This window comes from Mesorhizobium sp. WSM4837 (genome assembly GCF_055811435.1).
Genome location: NZ_JBVVQE010000049.1, coordinates 1 through 22,984, shown reverse-complemented (window position 1 = coordinate 22,984; position 22,984 = coordinate 1). Strand labels below are relative to the sequence as shown.

Annotated in this window: 26 protein-coding genes; 12 read left to right on the top strand and 14 right to left on the bottom strand. The window is 61.8% G+C overall.

The features are described 5' to 3' along the window. Nucleotides 1-35: 35 nt before the first annotated feature. Both AC0L3D_RS24735 and AC0L3D_RS24730 read right to left on the bottom strand, forming a co-directional pair. The gene (locus tag AC0L3D_RS24735) at nt 36-1,220 is read right to left on the bottom strand and encodes an amino acid aminotransferase (protein ID WP_473646102.1); all 1,185 of its coding nucleotides are present in this window, start codon (nt 1,218-1,220) and stop codon (nt 36-38) included. Between the two features lie 182 nt (nt 1,221-1,402). Further along, nucleotides 1,403-2,569, bottom strand: a complete 1,167-nt coding sequence (locus tag AC0L3D_RS24730; protein WP_287240848.1) for an OpgC family protein — start codon at nt 2,567-2,569, stop codon at nt 1,403-1,405. Between the two features lie 361 nt (nt 2,570-2,930). On the opposite strand from AC0L3D_RS24730, the gene AC0L3D_RS24725 reads away from it, so the two are divergent. The 5 genes from AC0L3D_RS24725 to AC0L3D_RS24705 all read left to right on the top strand — a co-directional run bounded on the left by AC0L3D_RS24725 (nt 2,931) and on the right by AC0L3D_RS24705 (nt 5,652). After that, nucleotides 2,931-3,449: a sigma-70 family RNA polymerase sigma factor gene (locus AC0L3D_RS24725; RefSeq protein ID WP_473646099.1), complete on the top strand. Its 519-nt coding sequence runs from the start codon at nt 2,931-2,933 to the stop codon at nt 3,447-3,449. Nucleotides 3,450-3,457: 8 nt separating this feature from the next. Then, entirely contained in the window at nt 3,458-4,231 is a 774-nt protein-coding gene (locus AC0L3D_RS24720; protein WP_287240916.1) for an anti-sigma factor family protein, read from the top strand. A gap of 21 nt (nt 4,232-4,252) precedes the next feature. Then, nucleotides 4,253-4,969, top strand: coding sequence for a Bax inhibitor-1/YccA family protein (locus AC0L3D_RS24715; protein ID WP_023799215.1), 717 nt, complete (start codon nt 4,253-4,255; stop codon nt 4,967-4,969). A 126-nt stretch (nt 4,970-5,095) separates the two neighbouring features. Further along, entirely contained in the window at nt 5,096-5,266 is a 171-nt protein-coding gene (locus AC0L3D_RS24710; protein ID WP_287173828.1) for a DUF2076 domain-containing protein, read from the top strand. Continuing rightward, nucleotides 5,230-5,652, top strand: coding sequence for a DUF2076 family protein (locus tag AC0L3D_RS24705; RefSeq protein WP_287173880.1), 423 nt, complete (start codon nt 5,230-5,232; stop codon nt 5,650-5,652). The genes AC0L3D_RS24710 and AC0L3D_RS24705 overlap by 37 nt, the downstream gene beginning before the upstream one ends. 428 nt (nt 5,653-6,080) lie before the next feature. Here AC0L3D_RS24705 and AC0L3D_RS24700 read toward each other — a convergent pair whose 3' ends face one another. Continuing rightward, on the bottom strand, nt 6,081-6,221 hold the full coding sequence (locus AC0L3D_RS24700; RefSeq protein WP_473646120.1) for a hypothetical protein: 141 nt from the start codon (nt 6,219-6,221) through the stop codon (nt 6,081-6,083). A 429-nt stretch (nt 6,222-6,650) separates the two neighbouring features. Between AC0L3D_RS24700 and AC0L3D_RS24695 the strand changes: the two genes are divergently transcribed. The 4 genes from AC0L3D_RS24695 to AC0L3D_RS24680 all read left to right on the top strand — a co-directional run bounded on the left by AC0L3D_RS24695 (nt 6,651) and on the right by AC0L3D_RS24680 (nt 9,586). After that, the gene (locus tag AC0L3D_RS24695) at nt 6,651-7,214 is read left to right on the top strand and encodes a TetR/AcrR family transcriptional regulator (RefSeq protein WP_023799212.1); all 564 of its coding nucleotides are present in this window, start codon (nt 6,651-6,653) and stop codon (nt 7,212-7,214) included. 375 nt (nt 7,215-7,589) lie between these two features. Then, nucleotides 7,590-8,159, top strand: a complete 570-nt coding sequence (locus tag AC0L3D_RS24690; RefSeq protein WP_473646097.1) for an OsmC family protein — start codon at nt 7,590-7,592, stop codon at nt 8,157-8,159. Between the two features lie 48 nt (nt 8,160-8,207). Further along, nucleotides 8,208-8,354, top strand: coding sequence for a hypothetical protein (locus AC0L3D_RS24685; protein WP_287240854.1), 147 nt, complete (start codon nt 8,208-8,210; stop codon nt 8,352-8,354). Beyond that, entirely contained in the window at nt 8,351-9,586 is a 1,236-nt protein-coding gene (locus AC0L3D_RS24680; protein WP_473646095.1) for a MalY/PatB family protein, read from the top strand. The genes AC0L3D_RS24685 and AC0L3D_RS24680 overlap by 4 nt, the downstream gene beginning before the upstream one ends. 508 nt (nt 9,587-10,094) lie before the next feature. Here the strand turns inward: AC0L3D_RS24680 and AC0L3D_RS24675 are convergent. Further along, on the bottom strand, nt 10,095-11,042 hold the full coding sequence (locus AC0L3D_RS24675) for a homocysteine S-methyltransferase family protein (RefSeq protein WP_023799209.1): 948 nt from the start codon (nt 11,040-11,042) through the stop codon (nt 10,095-10,097). Nucleotides 11,043-11,285: 243 nt separating this feature from the next. On the opposite strand from AC0L3D_RS24675, the gene AC0L3D_RS24670 reads away from it, so the two are divergent. After that, nucleotides 11,286-11,939, top strand: coding sequence for a TetR/AcrR family transcriptional regulator (locus AC0L3D_RS24670; protein WP_287346941.1), 654 nt, complete (start codon nt 11,286-11,288; stop codon nt 11,937-11,939). An 81-nt stretch (nt 11,940-12,020) separates the two neighbouring features. Here the strand turns inward: AC0L3D_RS24670 and AC0L3D_RS24665 are convergent, their stop codons facing one another. The 8 genes from AC0L3D_RS24665 to AC0L3D_RS24630 form a co-directional block, all read right to left on the bottom strand. Next, nucleotides 12,021-12,491 (bottom strand): YbaK/EbsC family protein, encoded by a 471-nt coding sequence (locus tag AC0L3D_RS24665; protein ID WP_473646094.1) that lies wholly within the window; start codon nt 12,489-12,491, stop codon nt 12,021-12,023. Between the two features lie 15 nt (nt 12,492-12,506). Continuing rightward, entirely contained in the window at nt 12,507-13,325 is an 819-nt protein-coding gene (locus AC0L3D_RS24660) for an MBL fold metallo-hydrolase (RefSeq protein ID WP_473646092.1), read from the bottom strand. 3 nt (nt 13,326-13,328) lie between these two features. Beyond that, a complete protein-coding gene (locus AC0L3D_RS24655) occupies nt 13,329-14,123 on the bottom strand; it encodes a TatD family hydrolase (protein WP_023799205.1) in 795 nt (264 codons plus the stop codon). Then, entirely contained in the window at nt 14,123-15,676 is a 1,554-nt protein-coding gene (metG, locus tag AC0L3D_RS24650) for a methionine--tRNA ligase (RefSeq protein WP_023799204.1), read from the bottom strand. Before metG ends, AC0L3D_RS24655 begins: the two co-directional genes overlap by 1 nt. An 80-nt stretch (nt 15,677-15,756) precedes the next feature. Then, nucleotides 15,757-16,812, bottom strand: coding sequence for a DNA polymerase III subunit delta' (locus tag AC0L3D_RS24645; protein ID WP_473646090.1), 1,056 nt, complete (start codon nt 16,810-16,812; stop codon nt 15,757-15,759). Next, nucleotides 16,809-17,480 carry a dTMP kinase gene (gene tmk / locus AC0L3D_RS24640; protein ID WP_473629308.1) on the bottom strand — a complete coding sequence of 224 codons (672 nt, stop codon included), beginning with the start codon at nt 17,478-17,480 and terminating at the stop codon, nt 16,809-16,811. The genes AC0L3D_RS24645 and tmk overlap by 4 nt, the downstream gene beginning before the upstream one ends. A gap of 64 nt (nt 17,481-17,544) precedes the next feature. Further along, a complete protein-coding gene (locus AC0L3D_RS24635; RefSeq protein ID WP_473629305.1) occupies nt 17,545-18,711 on the bottom strand; it encodes a D-alanyl-D-alanine carboxypeptidase family protein in 1,167 nt (388 codons plus the stop codon). Nucleotides 18,712-18,920: 209 nt separating this feature from the next. After that, nucleotides 18,921-20,150: a septal ring lytic transglycosylase RlpA family protein gene (locus AC0L3D_RS24630; RefSeq protein WP_473629306.1), complete on the bottom strand. Its 1,230-nt coding sequence runs from the start codon at nt 20,148-20,150 to the stop codon at nt 18,921-18,923. A 745-nt stretch (nt 20,151-20,895) separates the two neighbouring features. Between AC0L3D_RS24630 and AC0L3D_RS24625 the strand changes: the two genes are divergently transcribed. Next, the gene (locus AC0L3D_RS24625) at nt 20,896-21,327 is read left to right on the top strand and encodes a hypothetical protein (RefSeq protein ID WP_128248162.1); all 432 of its coding nucleotides are present in this window, start codon (nt 20,896-20,898) and stop codon (nt 21,325-21,327) included. 18 nt (nt 21,328-21,345) lie between these two features. Here the strand turns inward: AC0L3D_RS24625 and AC0L3D_RS24620 are convergent, their stop codons facing one another. Beyond that, entirely contained in the window at nt 21,346-21,660 is a 315-nt protein-coding gene (locus AC0L3D_RS24620; protein ID WP_473629307.1) for a hypothetical protein, read from the bottom strand. A 308-nt stretch (nt 21,661-21,968) separates the two neighbouring features. Here AC0L3D_RS24620 and AC0L3D_RS24615 point away from each other — a divergent pair, with 308 nt between their 5' ends. Continuing rightward, the gene (locus tag AC0L3D_RS24615) at nt 21,969-22,121 is read left to right on the top strand and encodes a hypothetical protein (RefSeq protein ID WP_473646089.1); all 153 of its coding nucleotides are present in this window, start codon (nt 21,969-21,971) and stop codon (nt 22,119-22,121) included. A gap of 24 nt (nt 22,122-22,145) precedes the next feature. On the opposite strand, the gene AC0L3D_RS24610 is transcribed toward AC0L3D_RS24615, so the two are convergent. Beyond that, nucleotides 22,146-22,841: an ATP-dependent DNA ligase gene (locus AC0L3D_RS24610; RefSeq protein ID WP_287240919.1), complete on the bottom strand. Its 696-nt coding sequence runs from the start codon at nt 22,839-22,841 to the stop codon at nt 22,146-22,148. Nucleotides 22,842-22,984: the final 143 nt, after the last annotated feature.

Below are 22,984 nucleotides of genomic sequence, written 5' to 3'. Positions count from 1 at the left end.
AGGGGCGATTGTCCACAGCGCTGCTGCTCAAAACCTCAGTCGAGCACAGAGACGATCGCCTCGGCGAGCGCGTCCATGCCGTCCTCCGGCAGGCCGGCGACATTGATGCGGCTGTCGCCGACCATATAGACGCCGTGCTCGGCGCGCAGCCGCTCGACCTGCGCTTCGGACAGGCCAAGCCGGGAAAACATGCCGCGATGGCTGGCGACGAAATCGAAGCGATCGGAATTGGACTGCCGCCGCAGCGCTTCGGCGAACTGCACCCGAAGCCGCAGCATGCGCAGGCGCATCTCCTCGAGCTCCGCTTCCCAGTCGGCGCGCAGCGTGGCGTCTTCAAGCACGATGCGCACCGCGGCCGCGCCGTGGTCCGGCGGCATCGAGTACATGGCGCGCGCCGCCGACAGCATCTGGCTCATTGCGACATCCGCCTGCGCCCTGTCTTTTGCCAGGATCATCGCCGCGCCGACGCGGTCACGATACACGGCAAAGTTTTTCGAGCAGCTCGAGGCAACGACCATTTCCGGGGCTTTTGCTGCCAGCAGGCGCAAGCCGGCGGCGTCAGCGTCAAGGCCCTCGCCAAACCCCTGATAGGCAATGTCGACAAAGGGCAGCAGGCCGTGCTCGACGACGAGGTCTGCTATTTCAGCCCACTGCGCGATGTCCAGATTGGCGCCTGTCGGATTGTGGCAGCAACCATGCAGCAGCACCACGTCGCCGCTCCTGGCGGTCGCCAGCGCGCTCATCATGTCCGCGAAGCGAACAGCACCTGAGGCTGCGTCGAAATAGGGATATTCGCGTATCTGCAGGCCGGCGGCGCGCATCACCGGCATGTGGTTCGGCCAGGTCGGATCCGACAACCAGATCGTCGCGTCGGATCGCGTCCTCTTGAGCAGCTCGGCCACCAGCCGCAGCGCGCCCGAGCCGCCGGGCGCCTGAGCCGCACGGATGCGCGAAAACTCGGCCGCAGGGCCAAAAACCAGCCTCGCCATCGCCGTGTTGAAGTCGGTATCGCCGGCAAGGCCGAGATAGGTCTTGGTGTCCTGGCTCTGCAGCAATCGTTTTTCGGCTTCGCGCACGGCGCGCATCACCGGCGTCTTGCCATCGCGATCCTTGTAGACGCCAACGCCGAGGTCGACCTTGCCGGGGCGGGGATCGGCACGATAGAGGCCGATCAAGGCGAGGATCTTGTCGGCTGGGGCAGGCTGGAGGTTTTCGAACATCGGCGCGGCTCCGTTGGCGGCGGAGTGATACGCAAATCGGCTGTGCTGCGCCAGCGGTTTTCATTTGCGCCAGGCTGAAAACCGCCAACCGGGAGACTGGACACAGGAATCCAAAGCGTGGCCTGGAGGCGAGGCTCGCACCGGGGAAAGGCCTTGAACGCACGGCGCGTCGCGCCGTTCCATCATGCCGGTTTGAGGGCAGCAGACGGCAAGGCGGCTCCAGATTGCCGCTTCTTGCCGCCCCAACCGATCCGCGGCAACCATTCGAGGTAGTAGGCGAAGCCGAACTGCAGCGCGATGCCTGTCGAGATCAGGATCGCGTCGTAGAGGAGGCCGCCCGGGCTGACGACCTTCATGACCTGCGCGATCATGGCGAGGATCGTTCCGGCGATGAAGACCGGCAGCGAATGCTTGCCGAGAACCGCGAGCGGGTGTCCGGGCCTCGTCTTCGCCAGGTTGGAAAGCGCCGGGATTGCCACGATCAGATAGGCGATCGCCAGAATGTGCATGAGGCGCGACAGCGACAGGAACGTCTTGTCGAAGCCAGTCAGCACAGTAGGCAGGCCGGAGGCCGTCTCGATGCCCCAAAGCGGCAACCGCACCCAGATCAGCGCGCCGACCAGATACAGGACTGCCGCGCTCGCCATCATCCAGTTGAAGCGGATTTCGCCGCCGCGCTTGATATGCAGCATGCCGGCGATGCCGATGACGAAGAGAAACTGCCAGGAGAGCGGGTTCAGGAACCAGAAGCCGTCGCCGGGAAAATTTGAAGGCGCGATCTGGAAAACGCCGACGATGAGCCAGAGGAGAGCGGACGCAGCGAGCATCAGGCGCAGGCTGAAAGTGCCGATCCACAGGAAAACCGGCATCATCAGAAGTACGACGGCATACATGGAAAGAATGTTGTTATAGCCGATCTGATGCCCGAGCGCCGCGATGCCGAGCAGCGCTTCCGGCGTGTCCTCAATGATCATCTGGATGTTGATCAGCTTCAAAAGATCGGGCCGCGAGAAATGCAATGCAGCCGCCGAGAAGATCGCCAGCGTCGCGACAGTGGTCATGACGTGGGTGACATAGAGGACACCGGCACGCCGCCAGGCCTTCAGGGTGATGAGCAACCGATTCCCCGGCTGGAACTTCAGTCCGTAGGCGAGCCCAACGGCAATCCCCGAAATCAGTACGAATGCTTCGGCCGAATCGGAAAAGCCGAAGTTCTTGTGCGTGACATACTCGAAGATCGTCCCCGGCACGTGGTTGACGAAGATCGTCAGCAGCGCTAGCGCGCGGAAGACATCGATGCGGGTATCCCGCTGGGCTGGCACATTGCCTGTCATGTCGGGGCTTGTCATGTCGGGTCGATAATTCGTTGAACAAAAGCGGGCCCAAAGCGCCGTCGGCGAAGGGAAGATTCGGCGGTGAATGTTTCCTGCCTATAACTCGCAAGTGCCCCGAAAAAGATGACACTTTCGCGATTTTTCGCGTCACAAATTAATTCAGGGATAAACATCGAAATCCCCGGTGGCGCTAAAACCGCGCGGCGAATTGAGGCGGCTGCGGGGAGGGCCGCTCGTTCCCGGACAAGGAAGCCGTACGCGCGCTGGTGGCGTTGTACCGGCTGTGCCTGACATCCCGGATCGCAAAAAACTCAAAAAACTCAAAGAGCGGGATTAAAAGCCTGCCATGCTCCGTAAACAGGACGTGAGAGGGTCGATGCCACGCTTCGATATCGTAGGACAGCTTGGTTCTTTGCGACGCTACGCGCGTTCTCTGACGCGCGACAGCGCGGAAGCAGAGGATCTTGTGCATGACGCGCTGGTGCGTGCCTATGAGCGGCGCGGCACCTTTCGATCCGGCGGAAACCTGCGCGCATGGCTGCTGTCGATCGTCCACAACGCTTTCATTGACGGCTTGCGGTCCCGCAAATCCGAAGCGGCGCGGGTCGAGCAGGCCGGATATCTTGCCGACGCCAGCATGCAGGCACCCCAGGAGCATTCCGTCCGCCTGGCACAGGTACGCGAAGCTTTTTTCAATTTGCCGGATGAGCAGCGTTCGGCGCTGCATCTCGTCGCCATCGAGGGACTTACCTACAGCCAGGCGGCCGAGGCCAGCGGCGTGCCGCTGGGAACGCTGATGTCGCGCATCGGCAGGGCGCGCGCAGCGCTTCGCGAGATGGAGGACAAATTGCCGCCACATGCGAAAAGCCACCTCAAGATCGTGGGAGGCCCGTGATGTCCATGATGAGCGAACTGCGCGACCCGGTGACCGATGCCGATCTCGACGCCTATGTCGACGACCAGCTGGACGTTGCCCGCCGCATTGAGGTCGAGGCGTTCCTTTCCGCCCGTCCGGAGGCTGCCGCCCGCGTCATGTCCGACCTCAGGACGCGCGACGAACTGCGCGTGGCGCTTGCCGGATGCAAGGGCATGGCGCGGCCGGCGACGGCTGATGCGGCACGGCGGCTGGAACGGGGACTGGCTCGAGGGCGCGCCTTGCGCACGTTGCAGCGGGCTGCGGCGGTCGCAGTCCTGCTGGCTGCGGGCTGGTTGGCCAACGGGATCGTCGGGCCGATATCGGTGACGAAAGTCGTCGCCTCGACCCAGCCGCCCGTCTATCTGGAAGAGGCGATCCGGGCACACAGGACGACGATCATACGGGAGGCGATGTCATCCCAGCCCGAAGCGCCGGATTATGATGCGGACGAAATCCGCGCCGCCACGGCGATCGTCATGCCGTCGCTGCCGAAGGACTGGAAAGTCCGTGACGTCCAGATCTATCCATCGCAGTTCGGCCCGAGCGTCGAGATGGCTGTCGAAACAACAGACCTGGGACTGGTCTCGCTGTTCGCGATCAGGCCCGGAACGTTCGACGTCGTCCAGCCGACCGTCGCCCCGTCGGGCGAAATTTCCTCGGCCTATTTCCAGATCGGCGAAGTTGCTTACGCAGTCGTCGCCCGAAGCGGTGTCCGCGATCTCGATCGCACCGCAGAAACGCTCGCCAACACGCTTTACTGACCTTCACAAAGGAGAAGCCGCATGAACACCCCCAATCTAGGTTACCGCACCGGCGTCGGAGCCCAAACCGGCGCCGTCTATGACGAGGGCCTGCGCCAGCACATGCTGCGCGTCTACAACTACATGGGAATTGGCCTCGTCGTTACCGGCGTGATCGCCTTCGTCGTGGCTTCGACGCCAGCCCTCTACGTGCCGATCTTTTCCACTCCGTTGAAGTGGGTGGTGATGCTGGCGCCGCTCGCCTTCGTGCTGTTGTTCTCGTTCCGGATACAGACGATGTCCGCAGCCGGCGCTCAGGCGATGTTCTGGGCATTCTGTGCGGTCATGGGCCTGTCGCTGGCCTCCGTGTTCCTGGTGTTCACCGGGACCAGCATCGCGCGCACCTTCTTCATCGCCGCCACCATGTTCGGCGCGACCAGCCTTTACGGCTATACGACCAAACGCGACCTGACCCAGTTCTCGTCCTTCCTGATCATGGGTCTGATCGGCGTGGTGATCGCCAGCATCGTCAACATCTTCCTCGGCTCGACCGCGCTCCAGTTCGCTATCTCGGTGATCGGCATCGCCGTGTTCATCGGTCTCACCGCCTGGGATACCCAGACGATCAAGGAGCAGTTTGCGGAAAATTTTGGTGCTGAATCGCAGCAGAAGCTCGCCGTCTTCGGGGCATTCTCACTCTATCTGAACTTCATCAACATCTTCCAGCTGCTGTTGAACTTCACCGGCGAGCGCGAATAGCCGCGTCAAATCCATGCATGTCGCGGCAGCATTTTTGCAGCAGCGACATGCATGAACAGAGACTTGGAAAACGCGCCGCGAAAATCTCTCGGGACGTGGCGCGACTGGATATCGGAGTTGCTTCCCATGGACAGGAACGACCAGCAGGCGATCGCCACTCTTTTCGAGAAACTTGGCAACGTCGAGCGGCAGACGCCGCCACGCGACCCCGAAGCGGAACGCTTTATCAACGATCAGATTGCCCGGCAGCCCGGCGCGCCATACTACATGGCGCAGACGATCATTGTTCAGGAATAGGTGCTGAACGCGGCGCAGTCCCGCATCGAAGACCTGGAGCAACAGGCACAGCAGTCTGCCGGCAGCGGATTGCTTGGCGGGCTCTTCGGCGGCGGCGCTCGGGTTCGGTCCCGCGGGTCGGGCGCACCGCTGCCGCTGCGCCGCAGGAGCCGCTTTCTGGCAATGATCAACAAAGGGCAGGCGGCGGTTTCCTCGCCGGAGCCGCGCAGACTGCAATGGGCGTGGCCGGCGGCGTGCTTCTCGGCAACGCCATCACCGGCATGTTTGGCGGAAGCCAAGCGCAGGCAACCGAGCTGGCGGCGTCACAGGCAGAGGAGGGCGGTTCCGACCAGGCAGACGATGCCGGCTCCGATGGCGGTGGCGATTTCGGCGATATTGACTTCTGACAAGGAGCGGCAAGCGCGCAGGGCGGTCTGAGCAGGAATTCCCGGCGTTGGTTTTGAGTGTCTGGCAACGACAACGCGAAGGGCAGGGTGCGGCCCTAAGCCGCCATGTCATCAACCTAAAAGTAAATGATGTAGTGCATTCACAGCGGCAGGGCGATGACGACTTGGGGCCGGATATACGATGGGTGATTTGCTCCAATTTCTCGGTGACATGCTGGGTAACTTGATATCGGGCAATCGTTCGAAGTCGAAATTTATGCGATGGTTAGAACGCGCCGTCATTGCAATTGTAGTGGGCCTGATCCCGCTTGTGCTTTATCGGATGTACTCGTGATGATGACCGCAGTCGGTGCCTTTCAGACGTTCATTAGATTGCGCGAGAGGTTTAAGGATCTCAGAAGCAGTCGCTATTTTGGCTATCTAGCCGTTCATGTAGTGCAGGGAGGCGCGCGTGCTCTGCGTCGTAAGAGCCGACGCATTCTTCGGCCAGGACCAACCCGGAAATCCCGTTGATAGGCGTCCACCGCAGCCATGCGGATGCAGGCGTGCGTATTGACGCCGCATAACACCAATTCACCGACGCCCAATTCCGCCAGTAGCTCGTCAAGCCCGGCAAACGCATTACCTCAGGGGGCGTCGCTTTCGTGGCAACAATTTCATCTGGGCTTGACAGATGGCGATCGCTCCTCTATCTACCGACTAGTAGGTAGGTTAGAGAGTCAAAGTTCATGCTGGCGGGACAATCCGATTGAACACCTGGAACGAAAGACTGGGCGCGCTGGTCAAGCGGGTCGGCGGATTGGCAAAAGCGACCCCGCCGGTTACGAGCGCCTTCCATAAGGTGGAGGCCGCGACGCGAGAGAGGGGCCTATGTCTATTCCTCCCGCGCGCTCGAAGCCTGTGAGCAGCTTTGATCGAGCGATCGGCTGGCTGCGCGACGACCGGTAAGGTGAAGCAATGGACGGCACGCGGCAAGAGGCGATGCGGATGGAAAGACCATGGCAATCGGAACACGTGATGCGCTGATAAAGACCGCGGAGGGTCTGATACGTACCAAAGGGTATGCGGCCTTCAGTTATGCGGATCTGGCCAAAACGGTGGGCATCAGCAAGCCGACAATCCACCATCATTTCCCCGCCAAGGAGGATCTCGGGACCGCCATCGTCGAAGCCTATATTGATCGGGTCCGGCGTGATTTCGATCGGATCGAGGCCGAGAACGGTGGCGTCATCGCACGTCTCGAAGCCTTCTTTACAATGTTCCGGAAGAGCACCGAGAGCGGGTTTTTGCCCTTGTGTGGTGCGCTGGCCGCGGAAATGTCGGCGCTCCCGGCTGGGCTGCAAAAGATGACCAAACGCTTCTTCGACATTCAGCTCAAGTGGCTGAGCGGGATCATCGAGCAGGGAATAGGCCGCGGCGAAATTCCGCTCGGGTGCGGCGCCAGGCAGAAGGCCTTCATGCTGTTAAGTTTGCTGGAGGGTTCCAGCTTCATCGACTGGGCAACCAAAGACGGCGATGTCATCGACGACGGCATCATCCGCCTCATCATAGAAGGCACCTGAGAACGGCCACGCGGTCGGGCCCCGGGCGTTCGGTGAACCGTGGCGGCATCCATTTCCCTTGAGAGCCAACCAACTAGTCGGGTTGGAGCGGCAACGACAAAGTCTGTGGTGACCATAAAGGAAAGACGGTCTTGAAAACAGTTAACGTGCAGGTTTGGGCGGACTTCGTATGTCCGTGGTGACGCGGCGATCGAGATGCCTGCGGCGATGGACATCGCAGACGGCGCTGCCTGCAGCGCCGCCGGGTGCACCGGATAGTCGCCCGCACCGCCGGTCCGACCAGTTCCGGCCTTCACACATCTCGCGACCTAACAAGGCGCCTGGGGTCGATCTTCTTCCACCATCACTCCACATCCAGAAACAAGGACATCTCACATGACTGACAATCCCAATAGCATCGACCCCAATGGCATCGATGTTGCGGCCCTGCAGCAGTTCGCAATGGGGGTCGCCGAAGACTCGTCGAAGCGCAGCGCGCGGTTCAACGTCAAGACGAAGTGGGCCGGCCAGACCCGCTCCGTCGCGACCGTCAGCCACTATTCGCTGGGCGGTTTGGAGCATCAGCGCAACTTCGAGATCGCCGCGGACGAGCCGACCGAACTGCTCGGCCAGAATTCGGCGCCCAATCCCCAGGAGCTGCTGATGGCGGCGCTTAATGCCTGCCTGACCGTCGGTTACGTCGTCAATGCCGCGGCGATGGGCATCACCGTACACAGCCTCGAGATCGAGACCGATGGCGAACTCGACCTTCGCGGTTTCCTCGGGCTCGATGAGAGCGTCAATCCCGGCTACGACGAGGTCAGCTACGTCGTTCGCTTGACGACCGACGCTTCGCGCGACCGGCTGGAAGAACTTCACGCCGTCGTCACCAGGACATCGGTCAACCTGGCGAACTTCTCAAAGGCGATCCGGATGGTCTCGAAGCTGGAGATCGTCGAGGCCTAGGTCCCTCCAAGCCAACCTTCCTGTCGACACCGGGCGCCCGCAACTACCATGAGCAAGCTATTCACCTCCTGCGGCCTGTCGGGCGCCACCCTTGCCAATCGCGTCGTCATTGGCCGTCCAATGTCGGCCGGCCCTCCCAACATGATGGCGGCAATGCCGTCGCTCGCAGTCCTGTTGATACTGGCGCACCCATGACCTTCGACTTCGACCGCATCATTCCACGCACCGCGACCAACGCCGTGGCCGAGGACGGTTTCGAGAACTATCTGTTCGGCGGCGACGCCGATTTGAAGTTGCCAGTCCCTCGATCTGAATTGATCTCGATGTGGGTCGCGGACATGCAGTTCCCCGCGCCGCAAGCTGCCCTCGATGCAATGACGGAACGGCTGGCGCACCCGATCTTCGGGTACACGATGAACATGGGCGGCGAACTCTACGACGCGTTCCATGCCTGGTGCGTCGAGCGATACGACTGGCGCTTCGAACGCGAGGCCTTGCAGGTGTCGCTGGGCGTTATCCCGGCGCTCTATGCGCTTGCGGAGTATCTTTGCGCGCCAGGGGACAAAATTCTGACCCTGACGCCCGCCTATGGCTATTTCCAGCGCGCAGCCGTTCAGACCGGCCATGAACTGGTGTCATCCGCGCTCGTCTTGAAGGATGGGCTTTATGAAATCGACTTCGTCGATTTCGAGGCGAAGGTGAAGGACCCGTCTGTCACGCTGTTCTTCCTGTGCCACCCACACAATCCAACCGGCCGTGCCTGGACGGAGCACGAACTGCGCCGTGTGGGCGAATTCTGCTTCGCCAATGGCGTTCGTGTGGTGTCGGACGAAATTCACGCCGATTTGTTGCGTCGGGGCAAACGGCACCTCCCGCTGGCGAAGCTGTTTCCGGACAGCAAGGACATCGTCACCTGTATGGCGGTCAGCAAGACGTTCAACCTCGCTGGACTGATGCTCGCGACCGTCATCATCCCGGATCCGTCGCTTCGCGCGCAGTGGCGCGAGCGGCACTATCCGTTCGTCAATCCGATCAGCCTTGCCGCGGCGGTCGCGGTTTACACCGAGGGAGGTGCGTGGCTGGACGCGCTACGCACCTATCTCGACGAAAACTTTCGGATGGTTGCGGCCTTCCTTGGCCAACATCTGCAACAAGCCCGCTTCAAGATCCCCGATGCGACCTATCTCGCCTGGGTCGACTTGTCGGCCTATTTCCCACGGCCGATCAACCTGACGCGCTTCTTCCTGGAAAAAGCAGGCGTCGTACTGGAAGGCGGTGAGATGTTCGTGTCGAACGGTGGCTGCCATGTTCGCCTCAACATCGCATGCCCACGGCCAGTGCTGTCGAGCGCCCTCATGCATATACATCAGGCGCTTGCGGGGCGAGGGACCCAACCAATCAACGCGGATGCAAGGCCGCTGCGGTAACCCCGAAGATCGCTTCGGCGGAAGTTTCGGTTTTTGCCGACAGAGCGGAAGGCACCGCCTGTTCGGCTGGGGGCCTTGTGCTCGGCCTCAGTCGCCGCATGCATGGTGGTCGGGATGTCGCCGGCGTCGATGCAGCAGACCGCTTGCCGTGCCGGGATAGGTGCTGCCGTGACCGGCTCCGAAGATCACCGCACGGGCGTGTGGCCATTGGCGAGACGATCGGGGAAGCCGAGAAAGGGATGCGAGGCGGTCATTTTGATGGTCTTGAGGATTTCGGTGCTGTAGGGGACGAAATCCTACGCTAAGCCGATCGACGCAAAAATCAGAGAGGCTTTCCGTCGGTTCACGCTGAGAATTCCACCCATCAGAAAGTCGCATAAGATAGATTATGGAACTGATGTGCGTTGTGATTGCGTTGCTTTTCGGCCCAACCGCAGTTCCTTGTTTCCTTTGGAACCAGCGGAACTGCGGTTGATGGCGTTGCGCCTCCTGCGACGCACACAAGTTCCTACGCCGCCTGTGGCACGCAGGCCTCGCAGATCGCCGCGACGTGCCGGTGGTCGGTGCCGCAGCAACCGCCCAGGATGCGCATCGTCGGAAACGAAGCTGTCAGCCTGCTGTAGCGCCGCCCGAGATCGTCCGGGTCGCCCGCGTCGAGCGTTTCCGATTCATCCAGTTCGGCATGGCTTTTGGTTGAAGCGTTCGCCTTCACGCCATAGACGCGATCGAGCCAGCGCTCGCCCTTGTTCAGCGCCTGCATGAAATGCGTCGGATGGGCGCAGTTGATCATATAGTAGGCCGGCGCACCGTCTGTCGCGTCGTCGACCCTGTCGATCGCCTCGCCGAGCGCCATGCCGGTCACCAGCTTGCCGTCCGTCTCCACGGTGAACGAGATCATGCACGGCATGGCATGCGCCTTGGCAGCCCGCGCCACGCCGATTGCCTCGTGGAAATTGGTGAGCGTATAGGCCGCAACCATGTCGGCCTCGGTCCGCGCGAAACTCTCGATCTGCGCCGCGTGATAGGCTTCCGCCTCGCTGGCGTCCATCTTGCCGGCTTTGTAGCCGTCGCCGCGCGGCCCGATCGCGCCGCTGATGACGCACTGCGTTTCGGCGGTCTCGAACTCATTGCGCAGGTCGAGAAGAAGCTCGATCGAGGCCTCGTTGACGGCCCGCAACGCTTCCGGCCCGTAGCCGAGCAAGGTTCCCCAATCGGGGTTGGCTCGCCACGTCGGCGTGTCGAGGATGAAGCCGGTCCCGCTTCTGCGCGCAATGGTCAGATAACGGACGAAATATTCCCTCAGCTTCTGCCGGCCTTCAGGCGTTGCCATCAGCGTGAATGAAGCAAAGTGCGGAAGGTCGAGGCCTTCGTGAAAGATGAGGGTCGTTTCCATGCCGCCATCGCTCAGGAATGTTCTGTTGGCGAGTTGCGGCAGATTCTGGCGGTACTTGGCCATGTTTGTCTCCAGTGGTAAGATGACACCGTGCCGCCCTGATGGCGGCCGGTTCGCAATAGGCAGGTTTTAGCAGTACGTGCCGCCGGTGCGGTAGAAGGCTTGTGGTCCGGTACTCCAACGAAGCGGAAACCGCAGCAATTACAGACGGACAGCCGCGCTGGGCCGGTCATATTGCTATCGGTGCCGATGGTGGCGGGTGTGAAAACCATACCGCCGGTACAGTAGATTTGAGGGCATTCGGTCATGCGCAAAGGTGCGGAAACGCGCGAACGCATTCTGGAGATCGCCGAGGCCTCGGTGCTCGCCAAGGGGTTCGGCGCGACGTCCATCGAGGAGGTGATCGCCGAAGCCGGCATCACCAAGAGCGGCTTCTTCTATCACTTCAAGGACAAGAACGAACTCGCCCGCGCCTTGATGCTGCGCTACGTCGAGGAGAACGACCGCATCTTCGACGATGTGTTTCACCGCGGCCGGCAATTGTCCGATGATCCGTTGCAGTCGTTCCTGATCACGCTCAAGCTGCTTGCCGAGCTGATGGGTGACTTGCCGAACGGCCACCCCGGCTGCCTGATCGCGACATTCACCTATCAGGAGCGCCTCTTCGACCGTACCGTTCGCGACATCGCCGCCGCCGCCGTCCGCTCCTGGAACGGGCGGTTTCGCGATGCGCTGAACGAGATCGCGGCCGTTTACCCTGCCCGCAAGGGCATGGACCTCGACGACGTCGCCATCATGTTCTCCTGTGTGATCGACGGCGGCATCATCATGTCGCGGGGGCTCGGCGACCCGCGTGTCCTCGAACGCCAGATCCTCGCCTTCCGCAACGTCATAAAGATGTTGTTCGCGCCGGCGGCGCCCGAAATCATGCAGCCGCCCACCGCCATCGCCGCCGAATAGAGTGCTCCGGTCGCACGTTGCGGCGCGCCGAGGTCCCATTGCCCGGCTGTTCGCCGCGCTGCGATATCCAGCGTGTTCGATTCAGACTGCCAGCGTCGCCACGACAGCCTGCGCTGCCTGGACCATCGCCTGTGGCTCGGCGGCGAACACCGCGTCGTGCGCGCCGGCCGCAGCCCAAACGCGATTGAAACCGAGCAGCGTTTCGTCGGCGAACGCCGGGATTGCAATCAGATGGCCGATCGGCGCCACGCCGCCGATGGCAAAGCCGGTCTCGTCGCGGATCTGCCGCGGATCGGCGCGCTTCAGCGGCTCGCCAGCCAGTGCGGCAGCCCTGGCCAGATCGAGCTGATTGGAGCCGGAAACCAGGAAGAGAAACAGCTTTCCGCTGGTTTCTCCCTGGAACACCAGGGACTTGACGATCTGGGCGACTGTGCAGCCGCATTGCGCGGCGGCTTGCTCGGCGGTGCGTGTCGAGGCGCCCATGCGCCTGATTTCGATGTCGAGGCCGGCATCGGCCCCTGCCCTGGTCACACGATCAATGCTTCCAGCCATGAAGAACCAAACCTATCATAATGATTCAAAAGGGATTTCTATCACCATGCCGTCATAGGCCGGGTCGACGTCGGCCGGCGTCTCGGCCATCACCGCAGCGTAGTCGAGCGGCACATGCATGTGCGTCAGAACGGCCTTTTGCGGCGCCAGTTTTTCGATCCAGCCGAGTGCCTGGCCGAGCGACAGATGGCTCGGATGCGGCCTGTATTGCAGCGCGTCGATGACCAGCACGTCCAGGTCGCGCAGTCGTTCGGCGGTGGCGTCGGGGAAATCACTGACATCGGGGCAATAGGCGAGGCCGCCGATGCGAAAACCAAGCGATATGATGTCGCCATGGATCTGCGGCAGCGGCTCGAGGGTGAGGGCACCCCCCTCGCCTTCGACCACCACCGGCCTGGCATGGTCGATGATATGAGGCTCGACGATAGGCGGATAGGAACTGCCTGGCGGTGTTTCAAAACAGTAGGCGAACGCTTCCCGTAACCGCAGCATGGTCAGCTGGTCGGCGTGGATATCGATCCGATGACGCTGCTCGAGCACGAAGCCGCGCAAATCGTCGATACCGTGGATATGGTCGGCATGCGGATGCGTATAGACGACCGCATCGATGCGCCTGACCGCCGCGAGCAGCATCTGCGCGCGAAAGTCCGGCCCGGTATCGATGACGACTGTGGTCCTGTCGCCGTTTGCCGCGATCCGCTCGATGAGCGCTGCGGTGCGCATGCGCCGGTTCCTCGGATTGGCCGGATCGCAATTGCCCCAGTCGCCGGTGATGCGCGGCGTGCCCGGCGATGAGCCGCAGCCGAGAATGGTGAGGCGCAGCCGGTCGCTCATGCGTCAGGCGCTCAGCGCGGTCGGGCGCGGCATCTTGCTGAACAGCCGGAAGAAATTGTCGGTGGTAATGGCAGCAATGTCGGCCTCGCTGACGCCGATCGTTTCGGCCAGCACCTTGGCCGTATGCGCGACATAGGCAGGCTCGTTGCGCTTGCCGCGAAACGGGATCGGCGCCAGGTACGGCGCGTCGGTTTCGACCAGCAGGCGGTCGTGTGGCACATCGGCGGCGATGGCGCGCAGCTCGGCCGAATTCTTGAAAGTCACGATGCCGGAAAAGGAAACATAGCCGCCGAGCGCCACGCCGATCTCGGCCAGCCTGCGCCCGGACGAAAAGCAGTGCAGGACGAAGGGAAAGGCGCCCTTCCCTGTTTCGTCCTCGAGGATATCAGCCATGTCGCTGTCGGCATCACGCGCATGGATGACCAGAGGCAGGCCCGTCTCGCGCGCTGCCGCGATGTGCGTGCGAAAGCCCTGAGCCTGCGCGTCGCGCGGCGCATGATCGTAGAAATAGTCGAGCCCGGCCTCGCCGATCGCCACCACTTTGCGATGCGCGGACAGCCGGGCAAGCGCCTCGACAGTCACGTCCAGTTCCTCGGCGGCGTTGTGCGGATGGGTGCCGACCGAGCAATAGACTTCGTCGAAAGATTCTGCGATCTCAAGCACTTGCTGAAATTTTTTCACACGCGTCGAGATCGTCACCATGCGACCGATTCCAGCGGCCAAGGCGCGGGCGACGATGGCCGTCCGCTCCTCAGCGAAATCCGGAAAGTCGAGATGGCAGTGACTGTCGACCAACATCAGATGTTCGCGTCCGGCTGCTCGACGTAACGCGGAAACACGCCCTCCGGCGCGGGCAAGGCAACCCCCGATACCAGCGCATAGTCCGCGTGGACATGCGCGAAATCGCGACGGTCCTGTGGCACAGCCAGCAGGTCGAGCAGCTTGGCGGCCGACCCCGGAATGAAGGGCTGGCACAGCAGCGCCACGCGTCGGACGACTTCCGCGGTCGTCCACAGCACCGTTTCCATGCGCGCCGGATCGGTCTTTCTGAGCGCCCAGGGTTCCTGCGAGGCGAAGTAGCGATCGGCCTCCGCCACGACGCCAAAAATCGCCGCCAGCGCCAGATGGATGGCCTGCTCCGCCATCATCTTGCGTGCAGCAGCAACCGCCTCCACCGTCTGGTCGAGGATCGCCCTGTCGGCCTCCGCCAGATCGCTGCGTTTCGGCACCACGCCGCCGCAATTCTTGGCGATCATCGACAGCGAGCGCTGCGCCAGATTACCAAGGCCGTTGGCGAGGTCGGCATTGGTGCGGTTGACGATGGCCTCGTGGCTGTAGCTGCCGTCCTGGCCGAACGGCACCTCGCGCATGAAGAAATAGCGTACCTGATCGAGGCCGTAATGCTCGATCATCGCAAACGGGTCGACGACATTGCCGACCGACTTCGACATCTTCTCGCCGCGGTTGAACAGAAAGCCATGCGCGAATACGCGCTTCGGCAGTTCGATCCCTGCCGACAGCAGGAAGGCCGGCCAGTAGACGGCATGGAAGCGGACGATGTCCTTGCCGATGACGTGGACGTTCGCCGGCCAGAAGGACCATCTGTCATCGGCCGCATCCGGATAACCGGCAGCCGTGATGTAGTTGGTCAGTGCATCGACCCAGACATACATCACATGCTTGTCGTCGCCCGGCACCGGCACGCCCCATTTGAACGTGGTGCGCGAGATCGACAGGTCCTTCAGCCCGGATTTGACGAAGCTGACGATTTCATTGCGCCGCTCCGCCGGTCCGACAAATTCGGGGCTGTTCTCATAGAGCGCGAGCAACCTATCCTGATAGGCGGAAAGGCGGAAGAAATAGCTCTCTTCCTCGGTCCATTCGACGGGCGAGCCGAGCGGTTCGCGACGGACGCCGTCGTCGCCGACCTTGGTTTCGGCCTCGTCGAAATAGGCTTCCTGCCGCACCGAATACCAACCGCTATAGCGGTCGAGATAAATGTCGCCATTTTCCGCCATGCGTGTCCAGATCGCCTGGCAGGCCTTGTAGTGGCGCTCCTCGGTGGTGCGGATGAAAATATCGTTCGAACAGCCGGTCGCTTCAAGCATCGAGCGGAAGATCGCCGAATTGCGATCGGCAAGCGCTTTCGGCGTCAGGCCTTCGGCGTCCGCCGTCTGCTGCATCTTCAAACCGTGCTCGTCGGTTCCCGAGACGAAGAAGACGTCCTTACCGTCGAGCCGCTGAAAACGGGCCAGCGTGTCGCTGGCGATGACATTGTAGGCATGACCGATATGTGGCTTGCCGTTCGGATAGAAAATCGGCGTCGTGAGGTAGTATTTTTCGCGTGACATGAATGAACCGTCATGAATGTCTGAATGAAAGATGTCGGTGGATATCGCATCGAAACGGCGATTGCCATCCCGATGGGCCGTCACATTCGCATTGCAGAATTCAGGCGGTCGATCATGGTCAAGGCATGCTGCTTCTTGTCGAGATTGTAGGTGTCGGTTTCAGATATAGCGTTCAAAGCCTCGTGCCAAGTGTCTGACAGCGTTTTGGCCCGCGCCAGATCGCCCGCCAGCGCGGCCTGGCTTGCGCCGGTCGAGAGCAGGTCGAGCGCACGGCGATTGAAAATATCGAACTGGATCGCCCGGTCGCGCCCGGCGACCGCCTCGGCGAGGCGATAGGCGCCGGCAACATCGCTCTTTGCCGCTGTCGCCAGGGCGTCGAGCGTCTCGGCGATTTCCAGCCCGCCATACTGCGTCAACAGGATTGCGGTGCGGGCGCTGCCCCCTGCCCGCTTGGCCAGTGCCGCGCGCGCCGCGGGATCGTCCGGAGGCGGTGGTTCGACGCTTTCCAAAACCGTCATCAGGCTCTCGGCATCGAGCGGCGTGAGCCGCACCATCTGGCAGCGTGAGCGGATCGTCGGCAACAGGCTGCCCGGCGCGTGGACGATGAGGATGAACAAGCTGCGTGCAGGTGGTTCTTCAAGATTCTTCAGCAAGGCGTTAGCCGCATTGGTATTCATGTCGTCGGCCGGGTCGACGATCACCACCCGGTAGCTGCCGTCATGCGAGGTCAGCGACAGGAAACGGCTGACCTTGCGGATCTCGTCGACAGTGACGACCGTCTTGAAGCTTTTCGTCTTGTCGTTCGGTGGGCGGGTCAGATGCAGCACCGAGGGATGCGCGCCGGTGGCGATCTGGCGAAACAGCGATGACGCCGGATCGGGAACGGCAAGGACCTCCGGCGCCTGTTCGAACGCCGGATGCTTCAACAAATGATGCGCCAGATGAAAAGCGAGCGTCGCCTTGCCGATGCCGACCGGCCCGACAAAGATCAGCGCGTGCGGCAGCTTCCCGGAGCGATAGGCTGACGCCAGCATGTTCGCTGCCTGGTCATGTCCGACCAGGCGCGGCGTCTCGGATGGCTCCGGTACGCCGTCAAGTGTGTCGTGCTGTTCTGGTGCGATCCGTTCGAAAATCATCCCGGCGCCTGCTTCCTGTGTCTCGGCGTCGTCGTCTCCAGCGCCGCGAACACGGCGCCGGCGACGACATTCTCCACCGTGTCGGGGTCGGCGGACGCGTCGACGACGATGCAGCGCTCGGGTTCTGCCGCGGCGATCGCCAGAAACGCTTCGCGGCGGCGCTGATGGATATCAAGCGTTTCCTTTTCGAAGCGGTCGGCGCCGGCATCGGTGCCCCGCCGTGCGGTGGCGCGCCGCAGTCCTTCGGCCGGGTCGAGATCAAAGATCAGCGTCATGTCGGGCACCATGCCGTTGATGGCGACCTTTTCCAGCGCGTCCATGAAGGCTGGATCGAGGCCGCCGGTGACGCCCTGGTAGACGCGCGAGGAGTCCATGAAGCGATCACAAAGCACGACCGAGCCGCGCTCGACCGCCGGCCGGATGACCTGCTCGACATGGTCGGAACGCGCGGCGGCGAACAGCAGCGCCTCCATTCTGGGGCCGAATGGCTCGGCAGCGCCGGAAAGCAGGACATGCCGGACCGCCTCTGCGCCTGGCGAGCCGCCCGGCTCGCGCGTGACAACGACATCGTATTGCTTGGCGCGCATCTTGCCGGCCAGGCGCTCGATCTGCGTCGACTTGCCTGCCCCTTCTCCGCCTTCGAAGGTGATGAAGAATCCGCTCACCAAAGCCTTTGTCCATGCTGCGGGACCGTAATAGTCCTGACTTGAGAAAAGGTCCACGCCGCGGCTGCTAACGCAGCCAGCCGACCGCCAGTTCCTTGGCGGCATCGAGCGCGCGTTGCGGCAGCGAGCCGACGTCAACCGGCTCGGCGGCAAAAAGCGGCGTCTCCTGGCTCAGCGTGTCACCGATCCAGACCCGCAGCGCACCCACCGGTTGCCCCTCCTCCACGGGGGCTGCAACCGGTCCCTCATAGACGATCCTGGCGGTCAGCTTGTCGCGGTTGGCGATCGGCAGGAAGATGACCACGGGCGCTTTTGCCTTCAGCGCCACGCCGGATTTCGCACCGCCGAAAACCTGGGCCTCGCCGACCACCTCGTCCTTGGCGAAAATCTCGGTTTTCTCAAAGGAACGAAGGCCCCAATCGAGCAGCTTTCGCGCTTCCTCGGCGCGCTCGCGGTCGCTTGCCAGGCCGCTCATCGCCGCAATGACCCGCCTGCCACCTTGGCTGACCGAGCCGACGATGCCGAAGCCGGATGCCTCGCTCCTGCCCATCGCCAGGCCGTCGGCGCCGATATCCATCGCCAGCAGCGGGTTGCGGTTCCTCTGGGTGATTTTGTTCCAGGTGAAATCCTTCTGGCCGTAGTAGCGATAGATGTCCGGGTACTCGCGCCAGATATGCAGGGCAAGGAGCGCAAGCTCTCGAACCGTCGTCTGCTGACCATCGGCCGGCAGGCCGGTTGCATTGACGAATGTCGATTTCTCGAGGCCAATCTGCCTTGCGCGCTCGGTCATCTCAGTCGCGAAATTCGCCTCCGACCCGGCAAACCCTTCTGCGATGATGATGCAGCCGTCATTGGCTGCCTGGACCGTCACGCCCTGGATCAGGTCTTGAAGCCGGATCGTCGACTTGAGTTGGGCAAACATCGTCGACGTACCGGATGGCGCGCCGCCGGTGCGCCATGCGTTCTCACTCACCACGTATGTATCGTCGAGCGTCACGCGCCCCAATTTGATGGCGTTGAAAACCACCTCCATCGTCATCAGCTTGGCCAGCGACGCCGGCTGAATCGGCCTGTCGGCATCCTTGGAAAACAGCACCGTTCCGGTTTCGGCATCGATCATGAAGGCCTGCGCGGCCTTGGTTTCGAAAAGCTGCGCCGCGGCTGGAGCCAGCGAAAGCAGCAGGAGGCCAAAACCCAGAAGCCCGGCGAGAGGCGCGGCGAAGCGAAATTTCATGAGAAGTTCGACCTGTCAGCCGGTAGTTCCGGGCAAGCTGTAAAGCGCGTCGCCTTCGACGACCTCACGCGACGTGCTTTAGGCTGTTGTTTTATGCATGTCGTTATCGCAAAACCGCTGCACACCTTTGCGCGACATGCATTATCAGGCTTTGTCCCGGCCGAGCAACCGCGCGATGGACAACCGGCCAAAACTTCAGGTTTTGCCGGTCAATTCCGAACCACGAGCGCGTCCGGCGCGCCGTGCGACCATGCCGCCTGCAGCATGTCGTCCAGGCTGCCATGGCCGTCCGGATAGAGATTGACCGAATACCAGTCCTTGCCCTCGAATTCGGAGCGCTGGATTTCGGTCTTGCCAAAGCCGGAAAGCTGGGTTGCCACCTGCTGCGCCTCGGCGGCATCCTCGAACGAGCCCGCCGCGATATAGTCGGTGGGCGAAGCGGCCGAAGGACCTTGCCGCTTCCACGATTGCAGGATTTCGGCAGGCGACATGCCGGCGCCATCCATCGCGGCAAAGACAGTGGAGGAGCGCTGCACGCGTTCGCTCGCATAAGACAGCGTCGCTACCCTGAACGGCGATTGCGGCGGCAGATTGATCTGCGGCCGTTCCGGCACGATCGGCCCGAAATCGGGCAGCGTCACGCTGCCAGCGGCCGGCGTCTGCGCTGCCACGACAGGCTGTGCCGATGCGGAATTCGTCAACTGACCGGGAAAGGCAGCGGCGGCGGCCAACGCCGTGCTCGGCGATGGTCCATTCATGGCGATCATGACGCCGATGGGCAGGCCGTCCGACGGATCCGGCGCCCTGTTGCCGGGATGGTAAGAGGCCATCAGATAGTGTTCGTCATTGCCGTGCAGCGGCGCCCGTCCGACATATTCGACCTTCACCTTGGCCGTGCCGATATTGGCATAGTCGAGCATTTCGGCGGCGCGCTTCGACACATCGATGATGCGCCCGTCATGGTAAGGACCGCGATCGTTGACGCGCACGACGACCGAGCTGCCGGTCTTCAGATTGGTGACGCGCGCATAGCTCGGCAGTGGCATTGTCGGATGCGCGCCGGTCAGATGTGTCATGTCATAGACTTCGCCGTTTGCGGTCAGCCTGCCGTGGAAGGCTTCGCCATACCAGGAGGCGAGACCCTTCTTGGCGTAGCGCTTGTCTTCCTTCGGATAATACCACTTGCCGCGCACTTGATAGGGCTTGCCGAGCTGATCGCGTCCGCCGCCACGCTGCAGGCCCGACATCTTGAAGCTAACGCGCGGGCTGGCTTTTACGCCATATTCGGATTCGGCAAAATATTCCTTGGAGCGAGGCTTCTTGTTGACCATTGCCTTCGGCTGTGGCGGCGCCGCGCAAGCCGCCAGCAAGGCAGCCGACAGGGCACACAACGCGAAAGCGGAAGCGCGACGAAGACGCGGGCGCGTCGTGCTTGGCATTTTTTGATTGTCCCCTCTCAACAAAGGCACCGCAACTTGACCGTCGGCAGGGCCAAAACCTACCCGACAATGCCAGCGCCGCCTTGATTCGCAATCCCTTGTGCACAGGAATTGTTTATCACCGTATTAACCGATTATGGTCGGAACCGGGCGAGATTGTGGCACAAGCCGTCCCGGCGATCGCTGTGAGAAATCACAGCGTATCGAGCTTTGGCGCAGCGCTGCTCGTCCTGCTCAAGCCCCGCCGTCAAGCGCCCGTGCCCTGCCCCTGGCAGGAACCGGCAACAGCCGGTTGACAGGACTTCGTTGGGCGCACTAGAGCAATGAAGCGCGAACGATCTCCAAGGCGTGCCCACAGGGTACGCGTTGCGATCAGGACGAGCATCCAGGTGGTTGAAAAATCACGATGGAGGGATGGCCGAGCGGTTTAAGGCACCGGTCTTGAAATTCGGTGCCAGCCATACCGAGCCATATCGCAGCGTCCCTGCAAAGCCTTCTCTAGCAAGGGTTTGAAGACTCGCCAGCGCCGTTTGTGCCAAGTCGTCCCGTCCGATACCGTAGCATTGCGTTGCAAAAAGCGTAGCAGCACGTTCTTAGCCTGTTCCCCAAAGGACGAAGCCGCCACCATGAGGCAGCGGGCTAACCGGGAATATCGCGTTGAGACGTCAGGGGCGCCTCTTGCGGGGGCGCAGCTTTTGAAGTTCAGTGTGTGGAGGGGGAACCACAATGCGCAAACGCTTTCTACTTGCAGCCCGCCGCTGTGATTGCCGGCTGTCAGACAGGTCCGGCGCCGATCATCTTCAAGCCGGGCGTGGATCTGAATTCGACCGTCGTAGCGCTTGACCAATGCAAGATCGACTCCTTCAAAGAGATTCCGCAGTCGCTCGCGACGGATGTTCGCCCTGGATACAACAACCCAGGCACAATCCAGTGCAACACCTATGGAACGATGGTGACGTGCAACCGAATCGGCGCCGTGAATATCCCGGCCTCTTCGACAACCTATGACGTTAATGGCGAATTGCGCGACCGATATATAGTTCGCTGCCTCCAGTCCAACGGCTTCACCGTCAAGATGGATGGCCGAGCCTGCGTGACAGAAGCTGAGACGAAAAAGGCGCTTGCAGATCGGGCCGCGGGACAGTTTCCGCAATGCGCCGTCAAAGCAGGGCCCTAAGCACAAGACGAGCTACGCTCAAATCGTCGAGCGCGCCTTGCAGCAAGCGGCGCCGGCCACTTTCAGCCCTTTCGTTCGAAGGTTGGCTTCCAGTCGCGATTGCGCGCCCGCTGCTGTGAAGAACACTTGCCGGCGGTCACGGCCAGCAGCCTTGCAATTTGAGCAGACAAAGAGCCCGACCAGGTCGTCATGCATCGAGCCGTGGTCACGCCCGAGCCTGTCAATCAGCGCCTGGATGTCGAGCTTCGTCGATTTGCAGCACATCGGGTGCGCACAATTGACATAGATGGTTTCGCGGGCGGCCAGGGTGTCGGCGAGGGTTTTTAAAGGCATGGCGATCTCCGTAAAAGGGGTTCGCCGCAATGGAGATTATATTCCTAAAATTTGATGTCGCTGGCAAGCGGGTTGGAGCGCGAGGAAGCTTGCCGACCCTCGCTTCTCGGCCTCGCTGATAGCGTCTCGAGTCTTCAGCGATGCCACCCGGCTAACTGGCCCGGCGTCATAGCGGACATGAGGCGTTCGCTGACCCACCCTCGAACTACGCCGCGGCCCCATCCAGGGCACCTGAACATTAGCAGCTTCTAACATTTTGTGGTATAACCGGCATCAAAATTTGCTCTATCACATCAAGCGGGGGCACCATGATCGACCTGCCACCGGGCATCGAGCCAGCCGACTACGCCCGCCTCCTCATGGACAAGCAGACCCCAAGAGCGACGACAAGTTGGGTCCAGCTGGCCGCCTCGACCTCGGTGGCGGCGAGCACTACTTCTTTGGATGAGGCGTCGACATGAAGACGCTAGTCGTCGCGGCCATTCTCATCGTCTGCATCCTCGTGCTGGATAACATTCGAGGATCGCGGACCGAGTGCTACACCCAGGGGAACCTCCAGATCGGAGGCGTTCAGCAGCCGTGGGTATGCGTGGGGCCGGATGGAGTGGCGTATGGGCCATGAATAGAGGGAGACATACGTCGTCGTCTTCAATCGTCGTCCAGAAATCCTGCAGTGAGGCGTGCCGAAGGTCTTCCTCGCCTCTGAGGTGCTTTACGCGGGCTTTGATCCCCGGCTTAACCCACTGCGTTGCCGGCCGCTTTGGCATGTCCTTGGGCGGTGGCCCGGCATGTTCCTGGACGCGCTTCCAAAGCCGCTCCCGCATCTCGCGATTGACGCTCACGAACGCACTGCCGACATATTTCCGGGTACCTGGGTCAGCCATCAGAGCAAACGCCGGCTTGCCCCTCTCGCGTTCAACTCCGAGAAGTTCAAACTCGCTTTCGGTGAAGGATTTTGTCTTCAGCCAATTTGTAGTCGGGCCGCTGCGATATTTGCTGTCTCGACGCTTCGATACCATCCCTTCCAGGCCTGCCGCGTCGATCAGATGATAGATCCCGTTGGCTTCGCCTGGCATCGTCTCGCTGAACTGGATGCGGCTGTCAGACCCTATAAGGCCGGCCAGGATTTCCCGCCTGTCCTCCAGCACCATGTCGCGCAAGTCGTGGCCGTTGAGATGCAGCAGATCGAACGCGACGAAATAGAGGTCGTGCTGGTGCCTGGTGATGGCCTTGCGCAGCGCGGCAAATCGCTCACCGGCATGATGGCGGTGTGGTTAGCTGCGAGATCCTAGATTGCGGCTACGCTGCCTGCGCATTCTGTTGC